At 69.9% G+C, this 25,710-nt stretch carries 29 protein-coding genes; 12 read left to right on the top strand and 17 right to left on the bottom strand.

All coding sequences use genetic code 11. From position 1 onward, the window contains the following. Window positions 1-17: 17 nt before the first annotated feature. Window positions 18-779 (top strand): type III pantothenate kinase, encoded by a 762-nt coding sequence (locus tag ACZ48Y_RS05450; RefSeq protein ID WP_464739486.1) that lies wholly within the window; start codon window positions 18-20, stop codon window positions 777-779. Here the strand turns inward: ACZ48Y_RS05450 and nth are convergent. The 3 genes from nth to ACZ48Y_RS05435 are packed head-to-tail and all read right to left on the bottom strand — an operon-like array spanning window position 691 to window position 4,010. Further along, window positions 691-1,431, bottom strand: coding sequence for an endonuclease III (gene nth / locus ACZ48Y_RS05445; RefSeq protein WP_464739485.1), 741 nt, complete (start codon window positions 1,429-1,431; stop codon window positions 691-693). The genes ACZ48Y_RS05450 and nth overlap by 89 nt on opposite strands. Next, on the bottom strand, window positions 1,397-2,869 hold the full coding sequence (gene proS, locus ACZ48Y_RS05440) for a proline--tRNA ligase (protein WP_464739484.1): 1,473 nt from the start codon (window positions 2,867-2,869) through the stop codon (window positions 1,397-1,399). The genes nth and proS overlap by 35 nt, the downstream gene beginning before the upstream one ends. Window positions 2,870-2,879: 10 nt before the next feature. Continuing rightward, a complete protein-coding gene (locus tag ACZ48Y_RS05435) occupies window positions 2,880-4,010 on the bottom strand; it encodes an MFS transporter (RefSeq protein WP_464739483.1) in 1,131 nt (376 codons plus the stop codon). A 56-nt stretch (window positions 4,011-4,066) separates the two neighbouring features. Between ACZ48Y_RS05435 and ACZ48Y_RS05430 the strand changes: the two genes are divergently transcribed. Then, window positions 4,067-4,486, top strand: a complete 420-nt coding sequence (locus ACZ48Y_RS05430; RefSeq protein WP_464739481.1) for a universal stress protein — start codon at window positions 4,067-4,069, stop codon at window positions 4,484-4,486. On the opposite strand, the gene ACZ48Y_RS05425 is transcribed toward ACZ48Y_RS05430, so the two are convergent. Genes ACZ48Y_RS05425 through ACZ48Y_RS05400 form a run of 6 tightly spaced genes read right to left on the bottom strand, consistent with a single transcriptional unit; the run spans window position 4,455 to window position 8,442 of the window. Next, entirely contained in the window at window positions 4,455-4,739 is a 285-nt protein-coding gene (locus ACZ48Y_RS05425; RefSeq protein WP_464739479.1) for a hypothetical protein, read from the bottom strand. The two genes, ACZ48Y_RS05430 and ACZ48Y_RS05425, sit on opposite strands and share 32 nt — an antisense overlap. Beyond that, window positions 4,736-5,302: a flavin reductase family protein gene (locus tag ACZ48Y_RS05420; protein ID WP_464739478.1), complete on the bottom strand. Its 567-nt coding sequence runs from the start codon at window positions 5,300-5,302 to the stop codon at window positions 4,736-4,738. Before ACZ48Y_RS05420 ends, ACZ48Y_RS05425 begins: the two co-directional genes overlap by 4 nt. Continuing rightward, window positions 5,299-6,090, bottom strand: a complete 792-nt coding sequence (locus tag ACZ48Y_RS05415) for a PSP1 domain-containing protein (RefSeq protein WP_464739477.1) — start codon at window positions 6,088-6,090, stop codon at window positions 5,299-5,301. Before ACZ48Y_RS05415 ends, ACZ48Y_RS05420 begins: the two co-directional genes overlap by 4 nt. Beyond that, the gene (locus tag ACZ48Y_RS05410) at window positions 6,062-6,964 is read right to left on the bottom strand and encodes a hypothetical protein (RefSeq protein ID WP_464739476.1); all 903 of its coding nucleotides are present in this window, start codon (window positions 6,962-6,964) and stop codon (window positions 6,062-6,064) included. The genes ACZ48Y_RS05415 and ACZ48Y_RS05410 overlap by 29 nt, the downstream gene beginning before the upstream one ends. Then, window positions 6,961-7,701 carry a metallophosphoesterase family protein gene (locus tag ACZ48Y_RS05405; RefSeq protein WP_464739474.1) on the bottom strand — a complete coding sequence of 247 codons (741 nt, stop codon included), beginning with the start codon at window positions 7,699-7,701 and terminating at the stop codon, window positions 6,961-6,963. Before ACZ48Y_RS05405 ends, ACZ48Y_RS05410 begins: the two co-directional genes overlap by 4 nt. Before the next feature lie 12 nt (window positions 7,702-7,713). After that, on the bottom strand, window positions 7,714-8,442 hold the full coding sequence (locus ACZ48Y_RS05400; protein ID WP_464739473.1) for a sulfite exporter TauE/SafE family protein: 729 nt from the start codon (window positions 8,440-8,442) through the stop codon (window positions 7,714-7,716). Between the two features lie 56 nt (window positions 8,443-8,498). Between ACZ48Y_RS05400 and ACZ48Y_RS05395 the strand changes: the two genes are divergently transcribed. After that, window positions 8,499-9,224, top strand: a complete 726-nt coding sequence (locus tag ACZ48Y_RS05395; RefSeq protein ID WP_464739471.1) for an ABC transporter permease — start codon at window positions 8,499-8,501, stop codon at window positions 9,222-9,224. On the opposite strand, the gene ACZ48Y_RS05390 is transcribed toward ACZ48Y_RS05395, so the two are convergent. Together ACZ48Y_RS05390 and ACZ48Y_RS05385 are read right to left on the bottom strand one after the other, a co-directional pair. After that, on the bottom strand, window positions 9,184-10,200 hold the full coding sequence (locus ACZ48Y_RS05390) for an aldo/keto reductase (RefSeq protein ID WP_464739470.1): 1,017 nt from the start codon (window positions 10,198-10,200) through the stop codon (window positions 9,184-9,186). The two genes, ACZ48Y_RS05395 and ACZ48Y_RS05390, sit on opposite strands and share 41 nt — an antisense overlap. Continuing rightward, window positions 10,193-11,962 (bottom strand): M3 family oligoendopeptidase, encoded by a 1,770-nt coding sequence (locus tag ACZ48Y_RS05385; RefSeq protein ID WP_464739468.1) that lies wholly within the window; start codon window positions 11,960-11,962, stop codon window positions 10,193-10,195. The genes ACZ48Y_RS05390 and ACZ48Y_RS05385 overlap by 8 nt, the downstream gene beginning before the upstream one ends. A 35-nt stretch (window positions 11,963-11,997) precedes the next feature. Between ACZ48Y_RS05385 and ACZ48Y_RS05380 the strand changes: the two genes are divergently transcribed. Next, window positions 11,998-13,329, top strand: coding sequence for an FAD-dependent oxidoreductase (locus ACZ48Y_RS05380; RefSeq protein ID WP_464739467.1), 1,332 nt, complete (start codon window positions 11,998-12,000; stop codon window positions 13,327-13,329). Window positions 13,330-13,335: 6 nt separating this feature from the next. Here ACZ48Y_RS05380 and ACZ48Y_RS05375 read toward each other — a convergent pair whose 3' ends face one another. Next, window positions 13,336-13,875, bottom strand: a complete 540-nt coding sequence (locus ACZ48Y_RS05375) for a DUF996 domain-containing protein (protein WP_464739466.1) — start codon at window positions 13,873-13,875, stop codon at window positions 13,336-13,338. Between the two features lie 87 nt (window positions 13,876-13,962). Here ACZ48Y_RS05375 and ACZ48Y_RS05370 point away from each other — a divergent pair, with 87 nt between their 5' ends. Further along, on the top strand, window positions 13,963-14,892 hold the full coding sequence (locus tag ACZ48Y_RS05370; protein WP_464739464.1) for a hypothetical protein: 930 nt from the start codon (window positions 13,963-13,965) through the stop codon (window positions 14,890-14,892). Window positions 14,893-14,929: 37 nt separating this feature from the next. On the opposite strand, the gene ACZ48Y_RS05365 is transcribed toward ACZ48Y_RS05370, so the two are convergent. Genes ACZ48Y_RS05365 through ACZ48Y_RS05355 form a run of 3 tightly spaced genes read right to left on the bottom strand, consistent with a single transcriptional unit; the run spans window position 14,930 to window position 16,521 of the window. Then, a complete protein-coding gene (locus tag ACZ48Y_RS05365; protein WP_464739462.1) occupies window positions 14,930-15,724 on the bottom strand; it encodes a fructosamine kinase family protein in 795 nt (264 codons plus the stop codon). Beyond that, window positions 15,687-16,175, bottom strand: a complete 489-nt coding sequence (locus ACZ48Y_RS05360) for a low molecular weight protein-tyrosine-phosphatase (RefSeq protein ID WP_464739461.1) — start codon at window positions 16,173-16,175, stop codon at window positions 15,687-15,689. The genes ACZ48Y_RS05365 and ACZ48Y_RS05360 overlap by 38 nt, the downstream gene beginning before the upstream one ends. 10 nt (window positions 16,176-16,185) lie before the next feature. After that, window positions 16,186-16,521 carry a winged helix-turn-helix domain-containing protein gene (locus tag ACZ48Y_RS05355; protein ID WP_464739460.1) on the bottom strand — a complete coding sequence of 112 codons (336 nt, stop codon included), beginning with the start codon at window positions 16,519-16,521 and terminating at the stop codon, window positions 16,186-16,188. Window positions 16,522-16,546: 25 nt separating this feature from the next. Here ACZ48Y_RS05355 and ACZ48Y_RS05350 point away from each other — a divergent pair, with 25 nt between their 5' ends. After that, entirely contained in the window at window positions 16,547-17,782 is a 1,236-nt protein-coding gene (locus tag ACZ48Y_RS05350; RefSeq protein ID WP_464739458.1) for a 2,3-bisphosphoglycerate-independent phosphoglycerate mutase, read from the top strand. Here ACZ48Y_RS05350 and ACZ48Y_RS05345 read toward each other — a convergent pair. Together ACZ48Y_RS05345 and ACZ48Y_RS05340 are read right to left on the bottom strand one after the other, a co-directional pair. Continuing rightward, on the bottom strand, window positions 17,779-18,870 hold the full coding sequence (locus ACZ48Y_RS05345; RefSeq protein WP_464739457.1) for a VanW family protein: 1,092 nt from the start codon (window positions 18,868-18,870) through the stop codon (window positions 17,779-17,781). The genes ACZ48Y_RS05350 and ACZ48Y_RS05345 overlap by 4 nt on opposite strands. Before the next feature lie 9 nt (window positions 18,871-18,879). Continuing rightward, the gene (locus ACZ48Y_RS05340) at window positions 18,880-19,365 is read right to left on the bottom strand and encodes a DUF2227 family putative metal-binding protein (protein WP_464739455.1); all 486 of its coding nucleotides are present in this window, start codon (window positions 19,363-19,365) and stop codon (window positions 18,880-18,882) included. A 70-nt stretch (window positions 19,366-19,435) separates the two neighbouring features. Here ACZ48Y_RS05340 and ACZ48Y_RS05335 point away from each other — a divergent pair, with 70 nt between their 5' ends. From ACZ48Y_RS05335 to ACZ48Y_RS05310, 6 genes are all read left to right on the top strand, one after another. Beyond that, window positions 19,436-19,684 (top strand): SHOCT domain-containing protein, encoded by a 249-nt coding sequence (locus ACZ48Y_RS05335; protein WP_464742830.1) that lies wholly within the window; start codon window positions 19,436-19,438, stop codon window positions 19,682-19,684. Then, complete coding sequence (locus ACZ48Y_RS05330) at window positions 19,684-20,355, top strand: response regulator transcription factor (RefSeq protein WP_464739453.1); 672 nt, start codon at window positions 19,684-19,686, stop codon at window positions 20,353-20,355. Before ACZ48Y_RS05335 ends, ACZ48Y_RS05330 begins: the two co-directional genes overlap by 1 nt. Continuing rightward, on the top strand, window positions 20,352-21,473 hold the full coding sequence (locus tag ACZ48Y_RS05325; RefSeq protein WP_464739452.1) for a sensor histidine kinase: 1,122 nt from the start codon (window positions 20,352-20,354) through the stop codon (window positions 21,471-21,473). Before ACZ48Y_RS05330 ends, ACZ48Y_RS05325 begins: the two co-directional genes overlap by 4 nt. Before the next feature lie 180 nt (window positions 21,474-21,653). Continuing rightward, the gene (locus ACZ48Y_RS05320; protein ID WP_464739450.1) at window positions 21,654-22,904 is read left to right on the top strand and encodes a multicopper oxidase family protein; all 1,251 of its coding nucleotides are present in this window, start codon (window positions 21,654-21,656) and stop codon (window positions 22,902-22,904) included. Then, complete coding sequence (locus ACZ48Y_RS05315) at window positions 22,897-23,487, top strand: DUF3105 domain-containing protein (RefSeq protein WP_464739449.1); 591 nt, start codon at window positions 22,897-22,899, stop codon at window positions 23,485-23,487. Before ACZ48Y_RS05320 ends, ACZ48Y_RS05315 begins: the two co-directional genes overlap by 8 nt. Before the next feature lie 4 nt (window positions 23,488-23,491). After that, window positions 23,492-25,660, top strand: coding sequence for a heavy metal translocating P-type ATPase (locus tag ACZ48Y_RS05310; protein ID WP_464739447.1), 2,169 nt, complete (start codon window positions 23,492-23,494; stop codon window positions 25,658-25,660). Window positions 25,661-25,710 lie beyond the last annotated feature (50 nt).

Raw genomic sequence — 25,710 nt, 5'->3', positions numbered from 1 at the left:
CAGCATATAATCGCCGCGTGCGCCTGATCGTGGATGTCGGCAACACCTCGATCACCCTGGGCCTGTTCGAGGGGACGCGGCGGCTGGCCCGCTACCGCCTGGCCACCGAGCGCAGGCGGATGGCCGCCGAGTACCGGGTGTTCCTTCGCGGCCTCTTCGAGGAGGACGGCCTGCCCCCGCCTGCCGAGGTGGCGATCGCCAGCGTCGTGCCCCCGGTCGAGCACGAGATCGCCGCGGCGGTCAGGGCCCTTTGGCGGAGCGAGGTGCAGTTGCTCACCCCCGAGAACGCGGGCCTCAAGATCGAGGTCGCGCGTCCCGAGGGGGTCGGGGCGGACCGGCTGGCCAACGCCATCGCGGTGCTCGCCGAGCCCGGAATCGAGCGGGCGATCGTCGTGGACTTCGGCACCGCCACGACCTTCGACGTCGTCGCCGCGCCCGATCGCTACCTGGGTGGAGCGATCGCGCCGGGCCCGGAGACCGCGGCCGAGGCCCTCACCGCGCGGGCCGCGAAGCTCCCCCGCTTCGACCTCGTTCCCCCGCCGCGGGGCCCGGTGGGCAAGACCACCGAGGAGGCCCTCCAGTCGGGCCTGGTCTTGGGCTACGCCTCGCTCGTCGAGGGGATGGTGCGGCGCATCCAGGACGAGGTCGGACCGGCGCGGGTCTTTGCCACCGGCGGCTTCGCCGAGACGCTCAAGGCGCTGGTGCCGGTCTTCGACGTCGTTGACCCGGACCTGACGCTGAAGGGGCTGCTGTATTGGCGCTCGGGCAGTAGGGGTTGAGCACGCAGTCCGCGCAGCGGGGGTTGCGCGCGGTGCAGACGTAGCGCCCGTGCAGCACCAGGGCGTGGTGCAGGTAGATCCATTCGCGCTTGGGGAAGAGGGCCTCGAGGTCCCTCGCGATCGCCCGCGGGGTCTTGGCCTCGCTCAAACAGAGGCGGCGGGCGACGCGGGCGACGTGGGTGTCGACCGCGATCCCGGGGACGCCGAACGCCGCCCCGGCGACGACCGTCGCGGTCTTCCAGCCCACGCCGGGAAGGCGCATCAGGGCCTTGGGGTCCTTCGGGACCTCGCCGCCGTATTCCTCGACCAGCCGGCGGGCCAGGGCGACCAGGTGTTTGGCCTTGGTGCGGTAGAGGCCCAGGGTGCGGATGACCTCGGCCACCTCCTCGGGATCCGCCTGGGCCAGGGCCTCGGGGGTGGGCCAGCGGGCAAAGAGCGCCGGGGTCACGCGGTTCACCCCCTTGTCCGTGGACTGGGCCGAGAGCACCGTGGCCACCAGGAGCTGAAAGGGGGTCTCGTGCCGAAGCTCGGTCCGGGCCTCTGGGTAGGCGGCCTTGAGCGCGGCGAGGATCGCCCGGGCCCGGGCCTTCTTGGCCCGTTTGGACTCCTTGGGGCAGCTAGTAGGCGCGCGCGAAGACGATCCGCCGGCCATAGGCGGCCTCCTTGCCGCAACGCACGCAGCGCCCCTCGCCGGTCTCCTTGAGCTCGGGCTGGTCCTGGAGCACGTCGAAGGCCGGGAACTCGAGGGGGATTACCCGGGCCGTGGCCTTGGTCTCCTCCTGGATGGCCTTCTCGCAGGCCGCGTCACCGCAGTGGTAGGCCAGGGCGAAGCCGGTCGCCACCGCGGCCTTGAAGGCCGCGTAGTCATCCGCGATCGCGGTGTGCGCCTGGCGGAACCGCTGGGCCCGTGCAAACAGGGCGTCCTGGAAGTCCGCAAGGCGCTTTGGCATCTCCGCGGCGAGGGTCTTGAGGTCCAGCGTCTCCTTGCCCCCGAGCCGGCTGGCCAGGACCGCGGTGCCGGCCGCGACGTCGCGGGGGCCGAGCTCGACCCGGAAGGGGACGCCCTTGAGCTCCCAGTCGTTGAACTTGAAGCCCGGGGTGTACTGGTCGCGCTCGTCGGTGTGCACGCGCACGCCCAGGCCGCGGAGCTCGGCCTCGAGCGCCCGCGCGGCGTCCAGCACGGCGGCCCGGGACTCGGCCTTGTAGATGGGCACGATCACCACCTGGATGGGGGCGAGCTTGGGGGGCAGGACCAGGCCGCGGTCGTCGCCGTGGGTCATGATGATCCCCCCGATGATCCGCCAGGAAAGCCCCCAGGAGGTGGTCCAGACGTGCTTTTCCTCGCCGTCCCTGTCCTGGAAGGTGATGTCGAAGGCACGGGCGAAGTTCTGCCCGAGGAAGTGCGAGGTCCCCGCCTGGAGCGCCCGCCCGTCCTTCATCATCGCCTCCATCGTGGTGGTGTAGACCGCCCCCGCGAACTTCTCGCGGTCGGTCTTCTTCCCGGGGATGACCGGAAGCGCGGCCTCGTTGCGGGCGAAGTTCACGTAGACCCCGAGCATTCGCGCGGTCTCCGCCTCGGCCTCTTCGCGGGTGGCGTGGGCGGTGTGCCCTTCCTGCCAGAGGAACTCGCTGGTGCGCAAAAAGGGCCGGGTGCGCAGCTCCCAGCGCACCACGTTGTTCCACTGGTTGAGGAGCTGGGGCAGGTCGCGCCAGGAGCGGATCCAGCGCGACCACATGTAGCCGATGATCGTCTCCGAGGTGGGGCGTACCGCGAGCGGTTCCTCGAGCTCCTCGCCCCCGGCGTGGGTGACCACCGCCAGCTCGGGGCTGAACCCCTCGACGTGCTCGGCCTCCTTTTGCAGAAAGCTCATGGGGATGAAGAGCGGGAAGTACGCGTTTTGATGGCCGGTCTCCTTGAACGCCTCGTCCAGGCTGCGCTGGATGTTCTCCCAGAGCGCGTAGCCGTAGGGCCGCACCACGATCGTGCCGCGGACCGGCGCGTAGTCCGCGAGCTCGGCCATCTGGATGACGTCGAGGTACCACGCGGAGAAGTCCTGGGATTGGGGGGTCGGGCCCTTGACCTTCGCCATGAGGCTTATCCTAACGAGTTTGCCGCCGCAGCCACAGGTAGCCCAGGGTGGTCAGCAGCGCCAGCCCCAGGCTCAGCGCGAAGACCGCACGGTCCCCCTGCTGGGCGATCAGCCAGCCCGCGACCGGAGGGCCGATTAGCCCGCCGGCGTCCCAGCTCGCGGTGAAGAGGCTGAACGCCGAGCCCCGCCGCTCTGGCGGGGTGGCCTTGGTCACCGCGACGATGTTCGCCGGCAGGTAGGTACCTGCACCGAGACCCATCAGCGTGCCGCTGACGAACGCCGGCCAGGGGAGGGGCCAGTGCCAGAGCAGGGCGAACCCCAGCGTGGCCAGGAAGAACCCGAAGCCGGCCACCCGGCCGGGCTCCACCCGGTCGACCAGGATCCCCGAGGGCAGGCGGGCCAGGACCGAGACCAGCGCGTAGTAGCCGAAGAAGGCCCCGACCAGGCTCGCGGAGTAGCCCTGGTGCACCAGGAAGATGGGGTAGAAGGCCTGCAGCGCGGCGAAGGCCGCGGCGAAGCCGGCGTTGGCCCAGGTCGCGGCGAGGACCGGGCGCAGCGCGAGCGCGTCCAGGAACCCCTCCCACCAGCGGCGGACGACCGGGTGCTTGAGGGTCTCGGGAAGCTTCGAAAGGGGAAGGGCCCAGGGAAGCTGGAGCAAGAAGACCAGGGCGAAGACCAGTCCCGGGCCGCCGAGGTCTAAAAGCGCGCCCCCCAGCGCGCTTCCCAGCATCACCCCCAGCCCCAGCAGCAGGTTGCGGGTGCCCATGATCCGGCCCAGCGCGTCGCGGGGGGCCAGGTCCGAGGTCAACGCCAGCGTGCTGGGGGCAAAGAGCGCCATCCCCGCTCCCTGGAGAAAGCGGCCGAGGAGCACCAGGGGCAGGGGGCCGAGGTAGAAGAGCCCGGCGGCGGCGCTCAAAACGAGGCCCAGGAGGGTGGGGACCTTGCGGCTTTTGGCATCCGCCATCCAGCCTCCCCAGGGGCGCAGCAGGAGCCCGGCCAGGGGCATCAGCGCGACCGCCCAGCCGATCCAGTTCGGGGCCAGGCCGAGGGCCTTGAGGTAGACCGGGAGGACGGGAACGGTGAGGCCGTAGGCCAAAAAGAAGAAGAGCGTCGCCAGGTGCAAAAGGAGGATCGCGCCCACGGGGGCAGTCTACCCCCGGACTGACCCAGCGGTCAGTCGGTAAGCTAAGGGGGCCTATGTATCAGACGATCGTTCTTGCCTACGATGGCTCCGAGCACGCGCAGAAGGCGGCGACGCTGGCCGGGGAGGAGGCCCGCGCGCACCAGGCCAAGGTGGTCGTGGTCTACGCCTACGACCCGGTGCCCGACTGGCTCGGCGAGCCCCTCTTCGAGGAGGCGCTGGCCCGCAGGGTGGCCTTCGCCAGTGAAAAGATCGCCGAGGCCAAGGCCCGGCTCGGGGAGGTGCCCAAGGGGATCGAGGAGGAGGTGCTCGAGGGCCCCGCCGCGAGCGCGATCCTGAACGTGATCAAGGTCCACCGGGCGGACCTGGTGGTGATGGGGACCCGCGGCCTCGGGGGGCTTGCGGGCACCCTGCTCGGCAGCCAGAGCCAGAAGGTCGTGGCCCTTAGCCCCTGTCCGGTCCTTTTGGTGAAGTAGCCCGTTTGGACAGGCCGAGCCAGGTCTTTTTCACCACCAGCTCGGAGCCGTCTTTGAACCGGAGCCAGACCTCGAGCGGGGGGCGGATCGCGAAGTCCTCGACCTGCTCGGCATAGAGGCCCTTTTGCCACTTGGTAAAGCCGTCCGATCGAAGGTGCAAAAGCCCTTCGGAAAAGAGCAGCTGGGCCTCGGTTTTGGGCTTGTTGAGCCGCATCCCGCGGAGCGCTCCTCGGATCACCTGGGCCTGGTTCATCGGAGCTTCAAGAACGTGGTGGTCTTGGCCGGCTTGCCGTAGGTGAAGCGGCCGAAGTAGAGCAGGGCCTCGACGCGGTCCGGGGTGGGGGCGCCGTGGGCGTTGAACGCCTCCGGGGCCTCCCAGACGGCCTTGACCTCGCCGACGAAGAGGTCGTGGTCGCCGGTCTTCAGCCGGTCCACCTGGGCCAGCTCGTAGGCAGCGTAGGCACCCTTTAAGAGCGGGACCTCGAGCGCCGTTCCCCAAAAGACCTCGAGGCCAAACGCCTCGACCTTGTTGACCTCGGCCCCGCTGGTGCTCCCCAGCTGGGCGACGAGCTCGGCATGGTCGAAGGGGAAAAAGGAGACGCTAAAGGGCTGCCCGGCCTCCAGCAGGCGGTAGGTGTGCCGCTTGGGGCTGACCGAGACGCCAAAGAGCGGGGGGTCGAAGGAGAGGCCGGTGTTCCAGACCGCGGGCATGAAGTTGGCCCCGTGCTTCTCGTCCTTGGCCCCGATCACCGCGACCGTGCCGGGGTAGTAGTGGTAAAAGCGCTTGAGCTTGTCCTTAACGATGAACGCCTTCACGGTGCCTCCTCCGGAACCAGGTCCTCGACCCGGGCCACGACCAGGCCGCCGCCCGGGGTCTTGATCTCCACCTCGCGCTTCAGGGGGAAGTGCTTGGCCACCTTGCCGCAGACCCCGTCCTTGGTGCAGACCCGGGCGTTCTTCTTGGGCATCCCCGCGAGCAGCTCCTTGTAGATGGGGTGCTCGTAGGCCAGGCAGCAGAGCAGGCGCCCGCAGGGGCCGCTGATCTTCTCCGGGGAGAGGGGCAGCTGCTGGTCGCGGGCCATGCGGATCGTGGAGGGGCCGAAGCTCTGCAGCCAGGTCGAGCAGCAGGTCTCGAGCCCACAGGCCCCAAGCGCTCCGAGCATCGCCACCTCGTCCCGGGGGCCGAGGTGGATGGCCTCGACCCGGGCCTCGGCGATCCGCGCCAGCTCGGCCATTGCCTTGCCGAAGCTCACCCGCTTTTCCGCGTTGTAGTAGAAGAACGCCACCTTCCCGTCGAGGGTGTAGGCCAAGCGGAGGGGCTTGGCCTGAGGAAAGCGCTTTTTCAAAAGCGCCTTCACCGCCCAGAACGCGGCCTCGGCCTTTTTCGTCAGGGCCTCGTGCCGGGAGAGGTCGGCCTCGTCGGCGAGGCGGAGGAGCTCGACCTCGGCGCGGCCGGGGCGGGGGGTGCCGCGCACCCGGGCCAGTCGGGGCCCCTTCTTGGTCGCCACCACCACCCGGGCGTCGATCGGCGGGGCCTCGGTGAAGGCCGCCAGGTGGTGTTTGGGCCCTTCCTCGTCAAAGCGCACCGGCACGCAGTTCTGCATGGATCCTCCTCAGTCCTTGGTGCCACCAGGCGGCGAGCAGCTCGGGGTTGACGTAGGCCGCCCGCGCCGCCTTCAGTTTAAAAAGCAGCTCGAGCACCCGCAGCTCGGCCATCGGCCCCCAGGCCCGGACCGCGCGCAGCAGGAAGGGCGAAGGGTCCAGCCCCTCGTCCATCATGTCCAAGAGCGCCCGGGCCGCGGCAAGGCCCGCTTCGCCGCCGAGGTCGTCGATCAGCCGCTGGCTCTGGCGGGCGAGGTCGCGCACCGGCTCGGGGTGCTCCATCGCCCAGATCAACCGCCCCGGGGCGCCCTGGGCGAAGGTGAGGAACTCGGGGTCGTCGCTCAGCCCCCGCAGCGCGTGATCGGGGAGGGGGGAGAGCGCAAGGTCCAGGGTGCGCGAGCGCAGCGTGGGCAGGATCGCCTCCCGGCTCCGGGCGATCAGCACCAGATGGGCGTGGCCCGGAGGCTCCTCGAGGGTCTTGAGCAGGGCGTTGGCGGCGGCTTCGGTGAGGTGTTCGGCGCCGTCGATCACCGCCACCCGTCGGCGAAACCGGGGCCGGGCCTCGATCCAGTGGAGCAGGCTCGGCTCGCCGGCCTCCCGGGGCACGATCTGATCGACGTGGATCTTGGGGTCCTTGGCCTTCTCACCGCCCTTGGTCTCCAGGCGGGGGGCGATCTCCAGATAATCCGGGTGGGGATCCCTGCGGCAGCTGGCACACGCGCCGCACGGCGGAAACCCCCGCTCGCAGTTCAGCCCCAGCGCGAACCAGCGGGCCAGGGGGCGGCGGCCCACCCCCTCGGGTCCGGTCAGGAGCAGGCTCTGGGGCCGCGTCTTGGCCAGGACCTCGCGCGCGCGCTCGTGGCCGAGCAGCTTCACCGTCCCACCTTCAGGCGCTCGTAGAGGAAGAGCGGAAAGCCTGCCTCCAAGAGGCGCTTTTTGACCGCTTCCAGGTCGAAGGGCACGCGGTAGGCCTCGACCACCCGGGCCTCGTCGTCCCAGATCGCGTAGGCCGCGAGGGGCACCCCGTCGCGGGGCTGGCCCACCGAGCCAGGGTTGAGGATGGCCCGTGCCTTTGGCCCCACGGTGACGCGGTTGGCACGGTCCTTAAAGGCCTGGTAGCGGATCCAGGGGCCGTTCGGCCCCTGGATCGCCATGAAGATCCCCGCCAGATGGGTGTGGCCGATCAGGACCCAGGGGGCCTCCGTGCACGCGAGCGCCCGCCGCGCCGGCTCCAGGTCGTCGATGTACTCGAAGGGGTCGCAGGGGCTTCCGTGGACCTGGTGAACGTTGGTCTCGACCCGTTCCCAGGGCCAGCTGGCGAGAAAGGCCAGGTTCTCCTCGGAGAGGTGCGCGGCCTGCCAGCGCAGGATTTCGGCGATGTAGCTGCTCGCCGCGAGCGTTTCCGGGTGCAGCAGCCAGTGGTCGTGGTTGCCGATCACCGCTTGGGCGTTGAGCTTCCGCAGGGCGGTAAGGGTACCCTCGCCGTCCGGGTAGTAGCCGACCGCGTCCCCCAAAAAGCGCACCCGATCGAAGCCACGGCTGAGCGCGTCCTCGAGGACCGCGCGGAACGCAGGCAGGTTGCCGTGGATGTCGGAGAGCAGGAGGGTGCGCACCCAAACAGCCTATCAAACCCAGCCCAGCAGCTTGAGCGCAGGGATCACCAAAAGGGCCCCCACCAGCCGGGCGAAGGCCTCGCCGGAGAGGCGCCGCGAGAGCCGGTCCCCGAGCCAGAGCCCGGCGAGCGTCCCGGGAAGGGCGCTGAGGGCGATCTTGATCTCCGAGGGGCCCAAAAGCCCGGTGGCCAGGTAGGTCAGCGTCCAAGCCAGGGTGCCGAGGACGAAGACCGCGGTGAAGAGCGCCCGTGCGGCGTCCTTCGGGTAGCGGAGCGGCACGTAGATCAAAAAGGGGAGCGCGCCGGCCCCGACCATTCCCACCAGGAAGCCTCCGGAAAACCCCACCAGGGCCAGGCGCGCCACTTCCAGCGCGTCCAGCCTGGGCGCGGCCTTGGGCGGGCGGGGGCGGAAGAAGATCCAGGCGGAGAACGCGAGCAGCACCGCGCCGAGGACCATCTTCAGCGTGGTCTCGGGCAGCAGCAGCAGCACCCGGGTGCCGAGGACCAGCCCGAGCGCGTAGGGTAAGGCGGCGGCGAGGTCGCGCTTTGGACGCAGGTGGCGGGCGACCAGGCCGAGCATCGGCAGGTTGGCGAGAAAGAGCAAGAAGGCGACCGCCGGGACGACCTGCTTGAGGGGAAGGACCAGCGACCAGAGGGGCACCAAAAAGAGCGCCGGGCCGAACCCGGCGACGCCCTTGACCAAGAAGGCGACGAAGGCCACGAGGTTGAGCCAGAGCGTCACGCCCCCCAAGCTACGCGCTTCACCCCCCGACCTTCAACGCGCCCTAGGATGGGGCCATGGTCGAGATCCCCCTCGCACGCCTCGTGTACCCCTTGGGGCTGGCCGCTTTGGCCGGTGGGCTCTACGTGGTCTGGACCGGCGAACGCCGTACCCCATGGGTGGCCCTGGCGCGCATGCTGGCCCAGCTCCTCCTCGTCGGCTACCTGCTCGCTTACCTCTTTCAGACCGAGCATCCCGGGGTGGTCTTCGCGGTGTTGGGGGTGATGGCCAGCGCCGCCGGCTGGATCGGCTTGAGGACCGCGCTCAAGGCGCGGCGGCGGCTGTTTCCGGCGGCCCTGTCGGCGATCCTGCTGGGGGCGGGGAGCGCCCTTTTGGTCGCGGTGCTGCTGGTCTTGCGGCCGAGCCCCTGGTATCAGCCTGAGGTCTGGATCCCGCTCGGGGGGATGGCCTTTTCCAACGCGATGAACGCGATCAGCCTGGCCGCCGAGCGGTTTTTCACGGAGGTCGGGCAGGGCGCGGCCTTGCCCGAGGCCCGGGCCGCGGCCTACAAGGCCGCGCTGATCCCCGCGACCAACGCGCTCTTCGCGGTGGGTCTGGTCTCGATCCCGGGGCTGATGACCGGCCAGATCCTGGCCGGGGTGAGCCCCTTGATCGCGGTGCGCTACCAGATCCTGGTGATGCTCATGGTCTACGCCGCCGCGGGGCTGAGCGCGGCGGCGTTTCTCGCCGCGACCGCGCGGCTCAGATCTCCAGGTCCGTCCGCCAGCGTTCCCAGGCGCTGACCTCGTCCAGGGCCTTCAGGGCCTCGGGGTCGAGCGCGAGCTCGGCCGCGGGGAGGAGCGCCTCGAGCTGCTCCGGGGTGTTGGCCCCGACGATGGGGGCGGCCACGCTGGGCCGGGAGAGCAGCCAGGCCAGGGCGACGACCGCGGGGGTGGTGGCGTGGGCCTCGGCGACGCGGGTCAGGGTCTCCAGGATCTGCCAGTTCTTCTCGGTGAAAAAGCGCCGTTTGATGGCCTCGGCGCGAACCGAGTCCGGAAGCGGCCCCTTTTTGGTGTACTTGCCGCTCAAGAACCCGCCCGCCAGGGGCGAGTAGGGGAGGACGCCGAGGCGGTAGGTCTCGGCCACCCGGCCGAGCTCCCGCTCGAAGTGGCCGCGCACCGGGTCCGCCAGGTTGTAGTGGGGCTGCAGCGCGCTCGGGGCCACGAGGCCCCGGCGGTCCGCCGCCCAGAGCGCCTGCATCGTGCGCCAGGCGGAGAAGTTGGAAAGCCCGATGTAGCGCACGAGGCCTTCTTTCACCAGCTCGGTGAAGGCCTCGAGGGTCTCCTCGATGGGGATCTCGGGGTCCACCCAGTGGGCCCAGTAGATGTCGATGTAATCGGTCTCCAGCCGCTTGAGGCTGGCCTCGACGGCGCGGCGGATCCAAGCCCGGGAGAGGCCCTCGCGCTGGTAGGGGCTTGCTCGCCCCTCACGCCCGCCTTCGCCCATCGGACCGCGCACCTTGGTGCTGATCAACACCCGCTCCCTGAGCCCGGGGCGGGACCTGAGCCAGCGCCCGACGATGCGCTCGGAGACGCCCCCGGGGTTGCCCGGCACCCAGTTCGAGTAGATGTCCGCGGTGTCGATCAGGTTGCCCCCGGCCTCGACGAAGCGATCGAGGACCTGATGGCTCGTGGCCTCGTCGGCGGTCCAGCCGAACTGCATCGTCCCCAGCGCCAGGGGGTAGGTGTAGAGCCCGCTCGCGCCGATCTGCCTATACACCGGTGGCCTCCAAGAGGGCTTCGAGGGTCTCGACCTGACGCCGCACCACCCGGAAGCCGGCCGCCCAGAAGCCGGGGTCGGCGACGTCGAAGCCCTCGGCCTCGAGCAGCGCCACCGGGTTCTCTGAGCTGCCGGCGGCCAGGATGCGTTTGAGGCGGGGCACGAAGGCCTTTCCCTCTTCGCGGTAGCGCTCGTAGAGCGCGAGGACCAGAAGCTGGCCGAAGGCGTAGGCGTAGACGTAGAAGGGATAGTTGTAAAAGTGCGGCACCATCAGCCACTCGTAGCGGAAGGCCTCGGGCAGCTCGACGGCGTCGCCGAACTGGGCGGTGAGGGTTTCGAAGTAGGCCTGGTGGGCGGCCTCCAGCGGCTCGCCGGCGCCTAGGGCGTCGTGGGCGGCAATCTCGAAGCGGGCGAAGTAGGCCTGGCGCTGGATCGTCGCGTACTGGTCGTCGAGCTGCTCGAAGAGGATCTGGGCCTTGAGCCGGGGGTCGGTCTCGCGCTCCAGGAGCAGGTCGACGAGGAGCATCTCGCCGAAGGTCGAGGCGGTCTCCGCGAGCGGCAGGGGGGCGTGGAAGGTGAAGACCGGATGGGCCTCGGCGAGCATCGCGTGGATCGCGTGCCCGAGCTCGTGGGCCAGGGTGGCGACGTCGCGGGCCTTGCCCTGGAAGTTTAAGAGGAGGTAGGGGGTGACCTTGGGCGCGGGCCCGTAGGAGAAGGCCCCGGCGCGCTTGCCCTCGCGGGGATAGACGTCGATGTGCCGCTCGGCGACGACCCGGCGCATCAGCTCGGAAAATGCCGGGTCGAACCGGGAAAAGGCCTCCTCGACCAAGGCCAGCGCCTCGGCGAAGTCAAAGGCCCTGTCTTCCTCGATGACCGGGGCGAAGAGGTCGTAGCGGCTCAGCCGTTCGAGCCCCATCGCCTTGGCCTTGAGCCGGAAGTAGTCCTGGAAGACCTGCCGGTGGGCGTGGCTGGCCTCGAGCAGGGCGTCGACGACGTCGTCGGGGAGGTGGTTGATCTTGTTGCGGGCCTGGATGGGGCGGGCAAACCCCCGGAGCTTGACGTACTCGTTCCCCCAGTCCTGCACCACCAAGCGGTAGAGCTCGCCGAGGACCAGCGCCTCATCCTCGAAGCGACCGAGCGCGGCCTGGTAGGCGGCCCGCCGCACCTCGGGGCGGGGGTCCTGGGTGTACTTGGAGAGCTCGCTGCGGCGGATCGCGACCGGCCGGCCCTCGACCTCGAAGCGGATCTCGTAGCGATCGGTGAGGGTCCCGTAGACCCGGGGCATGGCCTTGGCGGCGACGTTCTTCAACGCGATCGCCTTCTCCGCCTCTTCGGAGAGGGTGTGGGGGCGCCAGGCGCGCATCGTCTCCAGCCAGTGGCGGTAGCGGGGGCCGGCGGCGGCAAGCAGCGGCGCGGCCGCGTCGTCGGGGAGGTGCTTCCACCAGATCTCGAAGAAGAGGGTCTTGGTGGAGAGCTCGCTCAGGCGCGCGCGCACCCGGGCGAAGCGGGCCTGGGCGGCCTCGTCCAGGCTGTTTTCGTAAAAGCGCAGCGCGGCGTAGGCCATCACCCGGTGCGAGAGGTCGGTGAAGGCCTCGAGGGCCTGAAGGAGCTCGACGAAGGCCTCGGGGGTGATCCCTTCCAGGCGGTCGCGCCAGGAAGCGATGGCCTCGGCCATCTCCGCGAGGCGCTCGAGGGCGGCCTCGAACTCGGCTTCGTTGGCGAACAGGGCGGAAAAGTCCCAGCGATCTGACCCGTCAGTCATGCCATCCAATATACGCCAAGGAGTATAAAGGGGCCATGAGCGAGCGACTCGTCGTCATCGGAGGGGTGGCCGCGGGCATGAGCGCGGCGGCCAAGGCCAAGCGCACCAACCCGGACCTGGAGGTCGTGGCCTTCGAAAAGACCCACTACGTCTCCTACGGGGCCTGTGGCCTGCCCTACTTCGTCGCCGGCGAGGTGGAACGCGTGGAGCGGCTGGTGGCCCGCACCCCGGAGCAGTTCAAAAAGCAGGGGATCACCGCGCTCCCCCGCCATGAGGTCCTCGAGATCGACTACGACGACCGCGAGGTCACGGTGCGCGCCCTCGACGAGGGGCGCACCTTCAAGCAACCCTTCGACCATCTGGTCATCGCCACCGGGGCCCGGCCGGTGCGTCCCCCGATCCCCGGCCACGACCTCCCCGGGGTCTTCACCCTGCGCGTCCCCGAGGACGGCCTGGCGATCGTCGACTGGCTCCCCAAGGCCCGGCGGGCGGTGATCGTCGGCGCCGGGTACGTGGGGCTAGAGATGGCCGAGGCCTTCCGCGCCCGGGGGCTTGCGGTGGCGGTGATCGAGGCCAAGGACCGGGTCCTGCCCCAGGTGGACCCGGAGGTCAGCGCCCTGATCCAAGAGGCCCTCGAGCGCCATGGGGTGGAGGTCCACACCGGCGCCAAGGTCGAGCGCATCCTGGGCGGCGAGCGGGTCGAGGAGGTGGAGACCGACCAGGGCCGGCTGCCCGCGGACCTGGTCCTGCTCTCGGTGGGGATCCGCCCTAACGTGGAGCTCGCCCAAAGCATCGGGGTCGCCCTCGGGCCCACCGGCGCGATCCAGGTCGACGCCCAGCTAAGGACCAACCTGGAGGGGGTCTACGCCGCCGGCGACGTCGCCGAGAGCCGCCACCTGGTCACCGGCGAGCCCTACTGGCTCCCCCTCGGTGACGTGGCCAACAAGCACGGCCGCACCGCGGGGGCGGTGATCGGCGGGGAGGCGGCGGCCTTCGAGGGCGTCGTGGGCAGCGCGATCACCAAGATCTTCGACCTCGCGGTGGCCTTCACCGGGCTCACCGAGACCGCGGCCCGGGAGAAGGGCTTCGATGCGCGTTCGGTGATGATCAAGAGCCGCGATCGCGCCCACTACATGCCCGGCGGCCACCCCCTCCACGTCAAGCTGGTCTACGAGGGCCGCTCGGGGCGGCTCCTGGGCGCTCAGATCGTCGGCCACGGCCACGACGCGCTGCGCGTCGACGTGGTGGCCGCGCTCTTGCACCAAAGGGGCACGGTGGAGGACCTCCGGCGGCTGGACCTGGCCTACGCCCCGCCCTTCAGCCCGGTCTGGGATCCGCTCTTGGTGGCCGCGAACCAGGCGAGGTGAGGGCCCTCAGGCGGCCTCCGCCTTGGGCTGGCTGAAAAAGGCCACCAGCGCGACCACCTCGCCGGCCAGGACCACCAGGTAGCCGACGAGGACGATCCCCGCCACCGCACCCCAGAAGACGAGCTCTCCGGCGAGGCCAAAGAGCGGGCGCTGGCTGACCTCGGCTAGCGCCTTGAAGCTCCGCCGGATGAACCAGGCGGAGAGCACGCTGATCAACCAAAAGAGGAAAAACCCAAAGAGCAGCGCGCCGACGGCGATCGCCCCGGTCTGCTCCTGGTTCTCCGCGAGCGCGCCGATCAGCGCGAAGCCTCCGGTGATCAAGAGCACCAGGAAGCCGCCCACCCAGAAGATCAGGCGGCCCACGAGCTGGTCGGTGAAGATCTCCCGGTGCCCGGTGGCCTGGGCGAGCTGGTAGAGCCCGATCAAGAAGACGATGATCCCCACCAGGGAAAACACTCCGAGCGCGGGGACGGCCGCGCTCAGCAGGCTGCTGATGATGTAGATGGCAAACCCCCAGGCAGCGAGACTCCAACCATCGGCGTTCATGGCCGCAGTCTACCTGAAGGGGTCTTCAGCCAGCGTTCAGCCAGGCCACGGGCGGTCCGGCCTACCCTGGCCTCGGAGGTGAGAAGGATGAAACGTTGGCTGATCGGTATCGGGCTTTTGGGCGCGCTTTTGATCGCGGGTTGCGGGAACCTCAACGCCCCGCTCGCGGTCGAGGACGAGACGTTGATCGCGGAGGAGCTGGGCCTGGACGCGGCGGTGCTCGAGGAGATGCCCCCCGCGTCGCTGACCGCGAGCGCGGAGGTGGACCCCCTGAGCGCCTGGCCGGGACCCGCCCGCCGGCTCGTGCACTGGTTCTTTGAGCAGCATGGCGACCGCCTGCCCGCCGACTTCCCGAACTGCGTCGAGGTCAACCTCGGTGAGGATCAGGACGGGGACGGGGTGGTCGTTGGCTTCAGCGCGACCTTCGACTGCACGCGCACCACGCCCTCCGGCAACACCTTCACCTTTCGCGGAACGCTGAGCTTCGACGACGCGGACGACAACGATCCGACCAACACCGGCTTCACGGTCGACTTCGACCGGTTCGAGGCGGGCTTTCGCGGGGCCGGCCGCTCGGGCACCGAGGTCGAGTTCCAGCGCACCTTCGACGGGACGATCGAGGTGCAGCCGACCTACAGCGACGCGCAGCTGACCCAGCTGGAGCTTCGAAAGGACCTCGACCTCACCTTCACCAAGCGCCGTGGCGAGGCTTCGGTGACCCGGAGCACGCACATCAACCGCCAGAGCACCTACACCCCCGACGACCCCGCCGAACCCTACGCCGCGGGATCGCTCGAGGTCTCCGGACGGCTCGACCACCAGGGGGTAGCGCGCGCGGTCTCGCTGGTGCTCGAGACCCTCGCGCCCTTGCACTACGACCTCAGCTGCGAGGTCGCGCCGCGGTTCGACGCGGGCAGCTTCAAGGTCGAGCGCTACGTCGACGGGGTGCTGGACCAGGTCAAGACCTGGACCTTCGACGGCTGCGGCCACTCCACCATCGAGGTGGAACACCCCTAGCCGAACTCCCTGGGGATGGGGGCGGCGGTGGCCGCCCTCACCCCTTTTCGCACGCGGCCACCGCCCGCGCCAGCGACGGAAGGTAGCCTTTGCCAAAAAAGTGCACGTGAACCAGCAGGTAGTAGGCCTGGTAGCAGGGAAGGTCGGTCCAGAGCGCCGCCGGCACCGGGTAGACCGCCTCGTAGGCCTTCCAAAAGGCCGGGGGAAAGCCCCCAAAGAGCCGCATCATCGCCAGGTCCAGGCCGCGCTCCCCGTAGAGGAAGGCGGGGTCGATCAGCGCGGGACCCTTTTGGCTCATCAGCACGTTGCCCGACCACAGGTCGCCGTGGAGCGGCGCCGGGCCTTCCTCGACGAAGCTCCGCGCCGCGACCGCCGCTTGGAGACGGGGCCAGAGCCCCGCGGCCAGGGGGGTGGCCTCGGCGAGCCGGGAAAGCCGCCAGAGGTAGTGGCGCTTCCAGTTAGCGTCGGTTCGGGTGCCAAAGGCGAAGGGGCCGATGAAGGCGGGCCGGTCCCAGCCGTAGGCGGGCCCCCGCTGGCGGTGGAGCCGGGCCAGGTGGCGCCCGAGCCCCTCCCAGTCCGCGGGGCCCGGGGGGAGGTATTCGAGCACCAGCCCCTCCTCCCCGGCCCAGACCACCTCGGGCACCAGGACGCCGTGGGCCGCGAGGGCCTTGAGCCCGGCGGCCTCGGCGGCGAACATCCCGGGCACCGGGGGCGTCCGCGTCTTGAGCACGTAGGGCCCGGCGCGGTCGACGCGGCTCAGGTCCCCGCCGGCCAGGGGCGTGGGGGGTGGGGCCTTAAGCCCCGCCTTCGCCAGCAGGGTGCTGGGGTCCATGGGTCAGGCGATCGAGCCAGCGGCCGACCAGGTCCTCGAGCTCGAGGTAGGTCTGTTCGCAGGCCCAAAGGTCCCCCTGCCAGGGGTCGCTGATCTCGCCCTTGCCCCAGGGCTCGGTGATCAGCCGCACCTTGTCGCGATCCCGACCGGCGAGGCGCAACAGGTCCCGCTCCACCTCGCGGTCCGCAGCCAGGATGAGGTCGAAGCGCGCGAAGTCCTCCGGGGTGACCTGGCGGGCGACGTGGTCGAAGTAGGCGCCGTGCTTTTTCAAGACCTCGGCGGCCCGGGGGTCCATGCCCTCGCCCACGTGCCAGGGGCCGGTGGCCGCGGAGTCCACCTCGAAGCGCGCGGCCAGCCCGCGTTCCGCGACGAGCTTGCGGAAGATGCCCTCGGCGATCGGGCTGCGGCAGATGTTCCCGAGGCAGACGAAGAGCACGCGGGTCGTCTCCATGGGCTTCATTCTAGTCGCCGAAGGCCCTTTCGTAGGCGGCCCAAAGGGCCTCGCCCGCCAGCGCCAGAAAGCGCTCGTAGCGGCGCAAGAAGGCCTTCCCTTGAGGGGTGAGCCGGGTGTGTCCGCCCTGCTTGCCCCCGCTTTGGCTCTCGACCAAGGCCAAACCCATCGCCGCCTCGACCGCGCGCAGCCGGTCCCAGGCGGCGCGGTAGGAAAACCCCGCGGCCTTGGCCGCGGCCTTGAGGCTTTCGCTGGCCTCGAGGGCCTTGAGCAGGCGGTAGGTGCGCGGCCCCATCAGGTAGGCGCCGCCGTCGGTCTCCAGCCAGAACTTTCCCCGCGGGCGCACGCCCATATTCTCGCATAATGGAGCCATGGACATCCTTCCCGTGCTCAAGGAGATCAGCAAGCCCACCCCCAGCAAGATCCTGCTCGTGGTGCTCGACGGCGTGGGCGGGCTGCCGCGGCAGCCCGGCGGCCTGACCGAGCTGGCGGCGGCCCACACCCCGAACCTCGACGCCCTGGCGCGACAGAGCGCGCTCGGCCTCTACACCCCGGTCTATCCTGGTCTGAGCCCTGGATCCGGGCCCGGGCACCTGGCGATCTTTGGCTACGATCCCTTCATGTACACCGTTGGTCGGGGCGTCCTCTCCGCGCTGGGCCTGGACATCCCCCTCGGGCCCGACGACGTCGCGGTGCGCGGCAACCTGGCCACCCTGGACGCCGAGGGCCGGGTGGTGGACCGCCGGGCGGGCCGCCCCTCGACTGAGGAGAACCGGCGGATCCTGGAGAAGCTACGGGAAAGGATCCAGACCATCGACGGGGTGCGGATCGAGCTCTACACCGAGAGCGAGCACCGCTTCGTGGTGGTGTTGCGGGGGCCGGGCCTCTCCGACCAGGTCGCGGACACCGACCCCCAGACGACCGGCGTGCCGCCTTTGGACCCCAAGCCCCTGGCCAAGGATCCCGAGGCGCTGCGCACCGCGGAGGTGCTGCGCAAGTTCGTCGCCCTGGCCCGCGAGGTCCTCAAGGACGAGCCCCGGATCAACGGGGTGCTCCTGCGCGGGGCGTCGAAGCGGCCGAGCTTCCCCGGCCTCCCCGAGGTGGCCAAGGTGCGCCCGGCGGCGATCGCCAGCTACCCGATGTACCGCGGGGTGGCGGAGCTGGTGGGCATGGAGGCGCTGGCGCTGGAGGAAGGCGAGGAGGATCCCGACCGCCCCCGGGCCAAGCTCGCCGCCCTCAAGGCCCACTGGTCGGCCTACGACTTCTTCTACCTGCACTTCAAAAAGACCGATTCCACCGGCGAGGACGGCGACTTCGACGGCAAGGTGGCGCGGATCGAGCGCTTCGACGCCCTCCTCCCCGAGCTCTTGGCTTTGAAGCCCGATGTCCTCCTGATCACCGGGGACCACAGCACCCCCGCGGTCCACAAGGCCCATAGCTGGCACCCGGTTCCGGTCCTCCTCCACGCGCCCGACCTGCGCAACGACCGGGCGATGCGCTTCACCGAGGACGAGGCCGCCTGGGGTTCGCTGGGGCACCTGAGGGGCAACGCGCTCTTGCCCTTGATGCTGGCCCACGCGGGCAAGCTGCAAAAGTACGGCGCCTAGGGAGCGCGGGCCTCGGTCTTGGGCCCCACCAGATAGATGTCCCCCCAGGGCTTGTAGCGGCTCAAGAAGGTCTCCTTGAGGGTGCGGCCGTCGGCGTAGCGCACTTCCCGGCGCACGTAGAGCTTGGCGCCCGGGGCCGCCCAGTCCACCTGGCGCCGGGCCCCGGGGGGCAGGTCGGGGTCGGGGAGCTCCCTCGGGGGAAGGGGCGGTGAGGTCTCGAGCACTACCGGTCCCTCCCAGCGCACGCTGCGGTCCTTGGTGCCAAAGAGGCGCACGATCAGCCTGTCCCCCCGCACGTAGGTGCGCAAAAGGAGGTCCCCCGGGGTGTCGTTCTTGAACTTCAGGTCCACCCAGGGGGCGTAGACCGTGGCGTCCAAGCCGCTCGGTTGGTAGTAGCGCAGCTGGTAGGAGTGGTTGTGGCGCTCGAGGATCGGCAACCCAGCGAAGAAGGCGGCCCGAAAGACGGTGGTCGAGACCTGGCAGACCCCGCCCCCGACACCCCGCTCCGTCCGGTCCCCGAGGATGACGTAGCCTTCCAGGTAGCCTGCTTCCTCGCTGATCGGGCCCAGGGCCTCGTTGAAGGAGAAGACCGCCCCCTTGGGGATGATCCTTCCGTCGAGCCGGGCGGCGGCCAGGCGGAGGTTGTGCACCCGGGCGGCGGAGGAGCCGGCGAAGCGGCTCTCCCCCTCGGCGACGAGGGTGCGGATGCCCCGCGCGTAAAGCGCGTGCACGCCGCGTTCTGGCTCGACGTAGCGCACCGGCAGGTAGAACCGGCGCTTTCCGTAGGCCAGGGCCCGGTGATAGGCCCGGCGCACGGCCTCCCAGTCGAAGGCGTAGCCGACCTTCTCCACCGCGTACCAGCCGCGGCTGGGGTCGTAGACGAAGCGGGCGTCCTTGGCTTGGCGCCTCAGGCGGGCGATCAGCTGACGCAGCGCGGCCTCGTCGCGGATGGAGTAGGCGCGGGTGCCCACGTAGGTCTTGAGCGCCCCGGCCTCGATCAGGTGCTCCTGAGCCACGAAGAGCGCCTCGGTTTCAGCCAGGGCGAGGCCCGCCAGCGCGAGCCAAAAGACCCCCAAGAGCCACCGCACAGCCCCATCCTACCCTCGCCGGCGGCGAAGGACGGTGCGTTTGGCCCGCCGTCCGCCGAACCCGTCGAGCCAGAGGTGGGCCCACTGGGCGACGAGGTAGCCGAGGGAACCCCCTGCGATCTCTCCGGGATGGGCGGCGACGAAGCGTGCAAGGTCGACGCCGCGGACGAGACCGAAGACCGCGGCCAGGACGTAGAGGTAGGCCAGGCGGCTGAAAGGTCCGAAAAGCCAGCTGTGGGAGCGGCCGCGATGTTTGAAGAGGAGGCCATAGGGCCACCAGATCCAGCCCAGCGGCCCCCAGCGGGCCAGGGGGCGCACGCGCACCCGTTCGGCCAGGTCCAGGTCCGGGGTGATCCAGAACGTTCCCGCGACGAAGCCCGCGAGGTAGGCCAGCGCGGGCCCCTCGCCGAACCGGTTCGCGGCCTCGGGGAAGAGGCCGGCTTGCAAGAAGAGCAGGCTGAGGTTGGCCAGTTCGTGGGTCTTGCCCGAAGGCATGGGAAAAGCTTAGAGCTTTACGCGGGCTTTACCAACCGCCCTCAGCTTGGAAGTGGAGGTGAGCGGCATGATGTGGGGTTGTCCCTGGTGCGGTGGATGGTTCGGCTACGGGATGGGCGGCTGGCTCTTCCCGCTGCTCTGGTTCTTGCTCATCGTATGGCTGGTTTGGGCGCTGGTGCGCGTCTTGAACCGGACCTTTTCCGAGGAAGGAGAGAAGAAGGCGGGGGACCGGGCGCTCGAGATCCTCAAAGAGCGGTATGCTCGGGGAGAGATCGACCGGGAGACCTACGAGCAGATGAAACGCGATCTCGGAGGCTGATGGCGCGCGTCCTCGTCGTCGACGACGATCCCGCGATCCGGGAGATCCTCTCGGCCTACCTCAAGCGGGAGGGGCACCGGGTCGCGGAGGCCGCGACCGGGGCCGAGGCGCTGGCCCTGGCCCCGGAGCAGGACCTGGTCATTTTGGACTTGATGCTCCCCGAGGTGGACGGCTGGACGGTCGCCCAGCGCCTCCGGGAGGCCGGGGTGACGGTCCCCATCCTCATGCTCACCGCGCGCGGCGAGGAGGAGGAGCGGGTCAAAGGGTTCGAGCTCGGGGCCGACGACTACGTGGTCAAGCCCTTCTCCCCGCGCGAGGTGATGGCCCGGGTGCGGGCGCTCTTGCGTCGCGCCGGCCGGGCCGACCGCCTGGTGTACGGGCCCCTCGAGATCCTCCCGGAGCGCCGCGAGGTCTTCCTCGAAGGGCGGCCGGTGGCGCTCTCCAAGCTCGAGTTCGACCTCCTCCTGGTCCTGGCCCAGCACCCGGGGATGGTCTTTAGCCGCGAGCGCCTCTTGGACCGGGTCTGGGGCGGGGATTTCTTTGGCATCGACCGCGTCGTTGACGTGCACGTCGCAGGCCTTCGCAAGAAGCTCGGCGACGACCCCGAACACCCCCGCTTCATCGAGACCGTGCGCGGGGTCGGCTACCGCTTCGTGGGGGACCGCGCTTGAGGCTCTTTTGGAAGCTCTTTTTGAGCTACCTCTTGGTGGTCTTCTTCGCCGAGGTCGCGGTGGTGGTCCTGGTGGACCTCTTCGCCCCGCGCTTTTTTCAAGGGCACGTCGCGCGCATGGTGCGCATGGTGACGATGATGGGCGGGGGGGCGATGGCCGAGTTCCTGCGCGCGGACCTCGAGCGCAGCCTCAAGAGCACCCTCAACCTGGCCTTCTTGACCTCGCTGCCCTTGGCCTTCGCGATGGCCGCGAGCGTCGCTTACTTCGTCAGTCGCCGCCTGACCCGGACCGCGGAGATGCTCGCCGAGGCCAGCCGCCGGGTCGCTGCCGGCGATTACCGGGTCCGCCTTCCCGCGGTGGGCGGGGACGAGCTCGCGGAGCTCGCCGTGCACTTCAACCGGCTGACCGAGGCCCTGGAGCGGATCGAGGAGACCCGCGCGGAGCTGATCGGGAACGTCGCCCACGAGCTGCGCACGCCCCTGGCCGCCCTTCAAGGCTACGCCGAGGCGATCGCCGACGGGGTGATGCCGCCCCGGGAGGCGGCCGAGCGGATCGGTCGCGAGGTGCGCGCGATGGCCCGGCTGGTCGAGGACCTCACCCAGGTCTCCCGGGTCGAGGCCGGGGCGCTTTCGCTTTCGTTGGGGGTCTATGAGCTCGCCCCCCTCCTCAAGCAGGCCCTGGCCCGCTTCGAGGAGGCGGCGCGGGAAAAGGGGCTGACGCTGTTGCTCGAGCTTCCCGAAGGCGATCCCGTGCTCGTCCGGGCGGACCGGGAGCGGCTGCACCAGGTCCTGGCCAACCTGCTCTCCAACGCGGTGAAGTTCACCCCCCCGGGAGGGCGCATCCGCGTGCGCGTCGAACAACGCCCCGACGGCGTGTGCATCGCGGTCGAGGACAGCGGCCCCGGCATCCCCCCGGCCCTGCGCGAACGGGTCTTCGAGCGGTTCTACCGCGGCGATCAGGCCCGCCGCCGCACCGGGGGCAGCGGGGTGGGGCTGACGATCGCAAAGCGCCTGGTCGAGGCCATGGACGGCCGCATCTGGGTCGAGGACAGCCCCCTTTCCGGGGCTCGCTTTTGCGTTCTCTTGCCGGATTACACGAGCTTAACAGAACCCGCCTAGCCTCGGGGCATGGCAAACCTGACCCGACGTGCATTCCTCAGTACGAGCGGTATCGGTGTTTTGGCGAGCATAAGCGGTTGCTCGAGTGCGCAGGAAAAACCTGGAACGGCCCTCTTACCTCCTGTCCTCAAAAGCCAAGAGGGCCTGCTCCAAGTCCGCCTCGTCGCGAGCGAGGCCACGGTGCCGCTGGCAGGGGGTAGGGCACGGCTTTTCGCCTACGGCGGGCGGGTGCCCGGCCCGCGGCTGGAGCTCCGCCCCGGCGACACCCTGCAGCTGCGCCTGCAAAACGACCTCGGCGAGCCCACGAACCTGCACTTTCACGGCCTGCACGTCAGCCCCAGCGGCAACGCGGACAACGTCTTTTTGGAGCTACCTCCGGGGGAAGCGTTGGATTATGCCTTTACCCTTCCCAAGGACCACCCCGCGGGCACCTTCTGGTACCACCCCCACCGGCACGGCCTGGTGGGCAAGCAGGTCTTCCTGGGCCTCGCCGGACCCTTGGTGGTGCGCGGTGACCTCGACGAGGTGCCCGAGGTGGCCGCGGCCGACGAGGCCTTCCTGGTGCTCAAGGACTTCGCTCTGCGCCGGGGCCAGGTGCCCCCGCCGACGCGGATGGACCTGGTCCGCGGGCGCGAGGGGGGGCTGCGCACGGTCAACGGCAAAGCCATGGAGCGGGTCTTTCTCAAGAAGGGCGGGCTTTTGCGGCTGCGTTTTTTGAACGCCTCGGCGAGCCGCTTCTACCAGCTCTCGCTGGAGGACCACCCGATGTACCTGATCGCCACCGATGGCGGCGGGCTCGCCGAACCGGTGCCGCTCGAGCGCTTGCTGCTCGCCCCTGGTGAGCGCGCCGAGGTCCTGGTGCGGGGGGAGCGCGAACCCGGCCGCTACCGGCTGATCGACCACGGCTATGACCGTGGCGGTCCGGGGGGCGGCCCGTTCCTCGCGCCCGCCGTCCTCGCCGAGGTCGTCTACCGTGACGTGGCCAAGCCCGCCCTGCCCCTGCCGTCGCGGTTGGTCCCGGTCCAACCCCTGGGCCGTCCTAAGCGGGTGAGGCGTTTCTTCCTTGGCCACGCGATGCGCCCCGGCCGGGGGATGGTCTTCGTCATCAACGGTCGAACCTTCGACCCCCGGCGGGTCGACGTGCAGGCCCGGCTGGGGGACGTGGAGGACTGGGAGGTGGCCAACCTGGGGGTGATGGACCATCCCTTTCACCTGCACACCAACCCCTTCCAGATCGTTGCCGTCGATGGCCGGCCGGCCCCCTACCTGGCCTGGAAGGACGTGGTCAACCTCAGGCCCAACCAGCGCGTGCGCTTTCGCGTGCGCTACCGGGACTTCACGGGCAAGGCGGTCTTTCACTGCCACATCCTGGACCACGAGGACCTGGGGATGATGGGCGTGATCGCCTGGGAGGGGGGATCCCGTGCCTAAGCCCAATCCCAAGTATTGGGGGACGAACAAGACCGCCAACAGGCGCTGGATCTGGTGGGGCCTGACCGCGGGGCTGATCGCGCTCGCCGTTTTGGGCTACGTCCGTCTGGGCCCCCAGGCCCCGGCGGACGACTTCGACGCGCTGGTGGCTAGGGGCCAGGCCCGGCTCCCGGAGACCGCGGAACCGCTCCTCGATCGCCGCGACCACCTGCCGCTGGGACGAGAGATCAACTACCCGACCCCGACCCCGACCTCGGGTCCGCATAGCCCCCGCGACGTGGAGGCGGGGTTTTACACCTACCTGCCTTCCCGGGCCCTGCTCGTCCATAACCTCGAGCACGGCGACATCGTGATCTACTACGACCAACCCGGTCCGCAGGTGCTGGCCCGGCTAAAACGCTGGGCGGCGCGGTTTGACGCGCCCTTCCAGGGGATCGTCGTCGTGCCCTTGAAGGGGCTTGGCGAGCGGGTGGTGCTCACGGCTTGGGGGCAGCGGCTTGAGCTTGCCCCCTTCGACCCCGAATTGGCCGCGGCCTTCATCGATCGCTACCGGGGCCGCGGCCCCGAGCGCAAGGTGAGGTGAGCCGATGTCTGAGAAAAAGGATCACGGACACGAAAAGGGAAACGCGCACGCGGAGCATGGCGAAGGCCACGTTCATCCGCACGGTCATGGGGACGGGCACCACGCCCACGGCGGGTCCCCTCACCCTCATACGGGCGGGGCGTCTAAGGGTGCGCACGGCGGCCATTCCGGTCACGCCCACGCGGGCGGGCACGGAGGGCACGACAAGCACGCCGGTCACGACCCCCGGGACTTCCTCCGCCGGTTTTGGGTCAGCGTCGTCCTGACGCTCCCCGTGCTCTACTTTTCCCCCCAGATCCAGGCCTGGCTCGGGTTTCAGGCGTTCGAGGCCCCCTGGACCCGCTGGGTGGGGGCGGTCTTTGGGACCGCGCTGTACTTCTACGGAGGCTGGCCGTTCTTGGTGGGCGCGCTGCGCGAGCTCCGCCAGCGGCGGCCGGGCATGATGAGCCTGATCGCGCTCGCGATCAGCGTCGCCTACGCCTACAGCCTGGCGGTGACCTTTGGTTTTCCAGGGCGTCCCTTCTACTGGGAGCTCGCCACCCTGATCGACGTCATGTTGCTCGGCCACTGGTTGGAGATGACCAGCGTGCAACAGGCTGGCCGTGCGCTCGCCGCGCTGGTCGAGATGATGCCCCAGACCGCGCATCGCCTGGAGCACGGCGAGGTCGTCGACGTGCCGGTCAGCACGCTCCGCGAGGGGGATCTGATCCTGGTGCTTCCGGGGGAACAGGTGCCGGCCGACGGGGTGGTGGTCGAGGGCATGAGCAGCGTCAACGAGGCCTTCTTGACCGGGGAGTCGAAGCCGGTGACGAAGCGTGTGGGGGACGAGGTGTTCGCCGGCTCGATCAACCACGAGGGGGTCCTCAAGGTGCGGGTGACGCGCGCTGGCGAGGCCACCACCCTTTCCCAGATCGTGCGGTTGGTGGAGGAGGCACAGAAGGCGAGAAGCCGCTTCCAGGCCCTGGCCGATCGCGCCGCGGGCTGGCTCTTTTACGTCGCGGTGGTTGCGGGCAGCGGGGCCTTCTTGGTCTGGAACGCGTTGGGCCAACCCTTCGACTTCGCGCTGGGCGTTGCCGTGACCACGCTGGTCATCGCCTGCCCCCACGCGCTGGGGCTGGCCATCCCCCTGGTCATCGCCAACGCCACCGGGATGGCGGCCAGGCACGGCATCCTGGTGCGCAATCGGGAGGCCTTCGAGCGGGCCTGGAACGTGCGGGTCGTGGCCTTCGACAAGACCGGTACCCTGAGCGAGGGCCGGTTTGAGGTCGTGCGGGTGGTGGGGTCGGGCCTGGCCGAGGACGACCTCTTGCGCCTGGCCGCGGCGCTCGAGGCCACCAGCGCCCACCCCCTGGCGGAGGCGATCGTCGAGGCCGCCCGCGAGCGGGGGCTCGCCCTTCCAGAGGTCAAGAACGCCAAGGCCGTTCCGGGCCAGGGCGTCGTCGGCGAGATCGGGGATCGGCGGATCCACGTGGGCCGCCCCGAGTGGCTGGCCGCGTTCGGCCTTAGCCTGGAGGGACTGCGTGCCGCCTTGGACGAGGCCGCGGCGCGAGGCGAAAGCCCGATCGTGGTCTTCGAAGAAGGGCGGGTGCTGGGGCTGATCACCCTCTCGGACCGGATCCGTCCCCAGGCCCGGGAAGCCGTGGCGCAGCTCAGGGCGATGGGGGTCGAGCCGGTCATGGTGACCGGGGACGCCGAAGCGGTGGCCAAGACGGTGGCCGAGGCCCTCGGCATCCGGCGCGTGTACGCCCGGGTGCTCCCCGATCAGAAGGCCAAGATCGTGGCCGAGCTAAAGCGCGAGCAAGCGGGAAGGGGGCGCGTGGCCTTCGTCGGGGACGGGATCAACGATGCCCCGGCCCTGGTCGAGGCGGATCTCGGCATCGCCATCGGCGCCGGGGCCCACGTGGCGATCGAGTCGGCGGATCTGGTGCTCGTGGAGAACGACCCGCTCGACGTCGTCCGGGCCTTGAGGCTGGCGCGGGCCACCTACGCCAAGATGGTGCAAAACCTCTTTTGGGCGACCGGCTACAACGCCCTGGCGATCCCGCTCGCCGCGGGGGTCGCTTACCCCTTGGGTATCGTCCTCAGCCCCGCCGTTGGCGCCCTGTTGATGAGCCTTTCCACGATCATCGTCGCGGTCAACGCGGTCTCGCTGCGCCGGGTTCGCTTGGCCTGATCCCCGCACCCCCGGGGGGTTTTACAGGAGCTTAACGCGGGGATGCTTTC

Source organism: Rhabdothermus arcticus, from assembly GCF_055382915.1.
This window is presented reverse-complemented; position numbering and strand designations above follow the sequence as displayed.

Coding starts and splice junctions, on each gene's coding strand:
- ACZ48Y_RS05350 (WP_464739458.1), top strand. CDS start 16,547: ATGGACATCCTTCCCGTGCTCAAGGAGATCAGCAAGCCCACCCCCAGC.
- nth (WP_464739485.1), bottom strand. CDS start 1,431: ATGGCCGGCGGATCGTCTTCGCGCGCGCCTACTAGCTGCCCCAAGGAG.
- ACZ48Y_RS05430 (WP_464739481.1), top strand. CDS start 4,067: ATGTATCAGACGATCGTTCTTGCCTACGATGGCTCCGAGCACGCGCAG.
- ACZ48Y_RS05415 (WP_464739477.1), bottom strand. CDS start 6,090: ATGCAGAACTGCGTGCCGGTGCGCTTTGACGAGGAAGGGCCCAAACAC.
- ACZ48Y_RS05425 (WP_464739479.1), bottom strand. CDS start 4,739: ATGAACCAGGCCCAGGTGATCCGAGGAGCGCTCCGCGGGATGCGGCTC.
- ACZ48Y_RS05395 (WP_464739471.1), top strand. CDS start 8,499: ATGGTCGAGATCCCCCTCGCACGCCTCGTGTACCCCTTGGGGCTGGCC.
- ACZ48Y_RS05335 (WP_464742830.1), top strand. CDS start 19,436: ATGTGGGGTTGTCCCTGGTGCGGTGGATGGTTCGGCTACGGGATGGGC.
- ACZ48Y_RS05340 (WP_464739455.1), bottom strand. CDS start 19,365: ATGCCTTCGGGCAAGACCCACGAACTGGCCAACCTCAGCCTGCTCTTC.
- ACZ48Y_RS05360 (WP_464739461.1), bottom strand. CDS start 16,175: ATGGAGACGACCCGCGTGCTCTTCGTCTGCCTCGGGAACATCTGCCGC.
- proS (WP_464739484.1), bottom strand. CDS start 2,869: ATGGCGAAGGTCAAGGGCCCGACCCCCCAATCCCAGGACTTCTCCGCG.
- ACZ48Y_RS05365 (WP_464739462.1), bottom strand. CDS start 15,724: ATGGACCCCAGCACCCTGCTGGCGAAGGCGGGGCTTAAGGCCCCACCC.
- ACZ48Y_RS05380 (WP_464739467.1), top strand. CDS start 11,998: ATGAGCGAGCGACTCGTCGTCATCGGAGGGGTGGCCGCGGGCATGAGC.
- ACZ48Y_RS05310 (WP_464739447.1), top strand. CDS start 23,492: ATGTCTGAGAAAAAGGATCACGGACACGAAAAGGGAAACGCGCACGCG.
- ACZ48Y_RS05375 (WP_464739466.1), bottom strand. CDS start 13,875: ATGAACGCCGATGGTTGGAGTCTCGCTGCCTGGGGGTTTGCCATCTAC.
- ACZ48Y_RS05385 (WP_464739468.1), bottom strand. CDS start 11,962: ATGACTGACGGGTCAGATCGCTGGGACTTTTCCGCCCTGTTCGCCAAC.
- ACZ48Y_RS05330 (WP_464739453.1), top strand. CDS start 19,684: ATGGCGCGCGTCCTCGTCGTCGACGACGATCCCGCGATCCGGGAGATC.
- ACZ48Y_RS05370 (WP_464739464.1), top strand. CDS start 13,963: ATGAAACGTTGGCTGATCGGTATCGGGCTTTTGGGCGCGCTTTTGATC.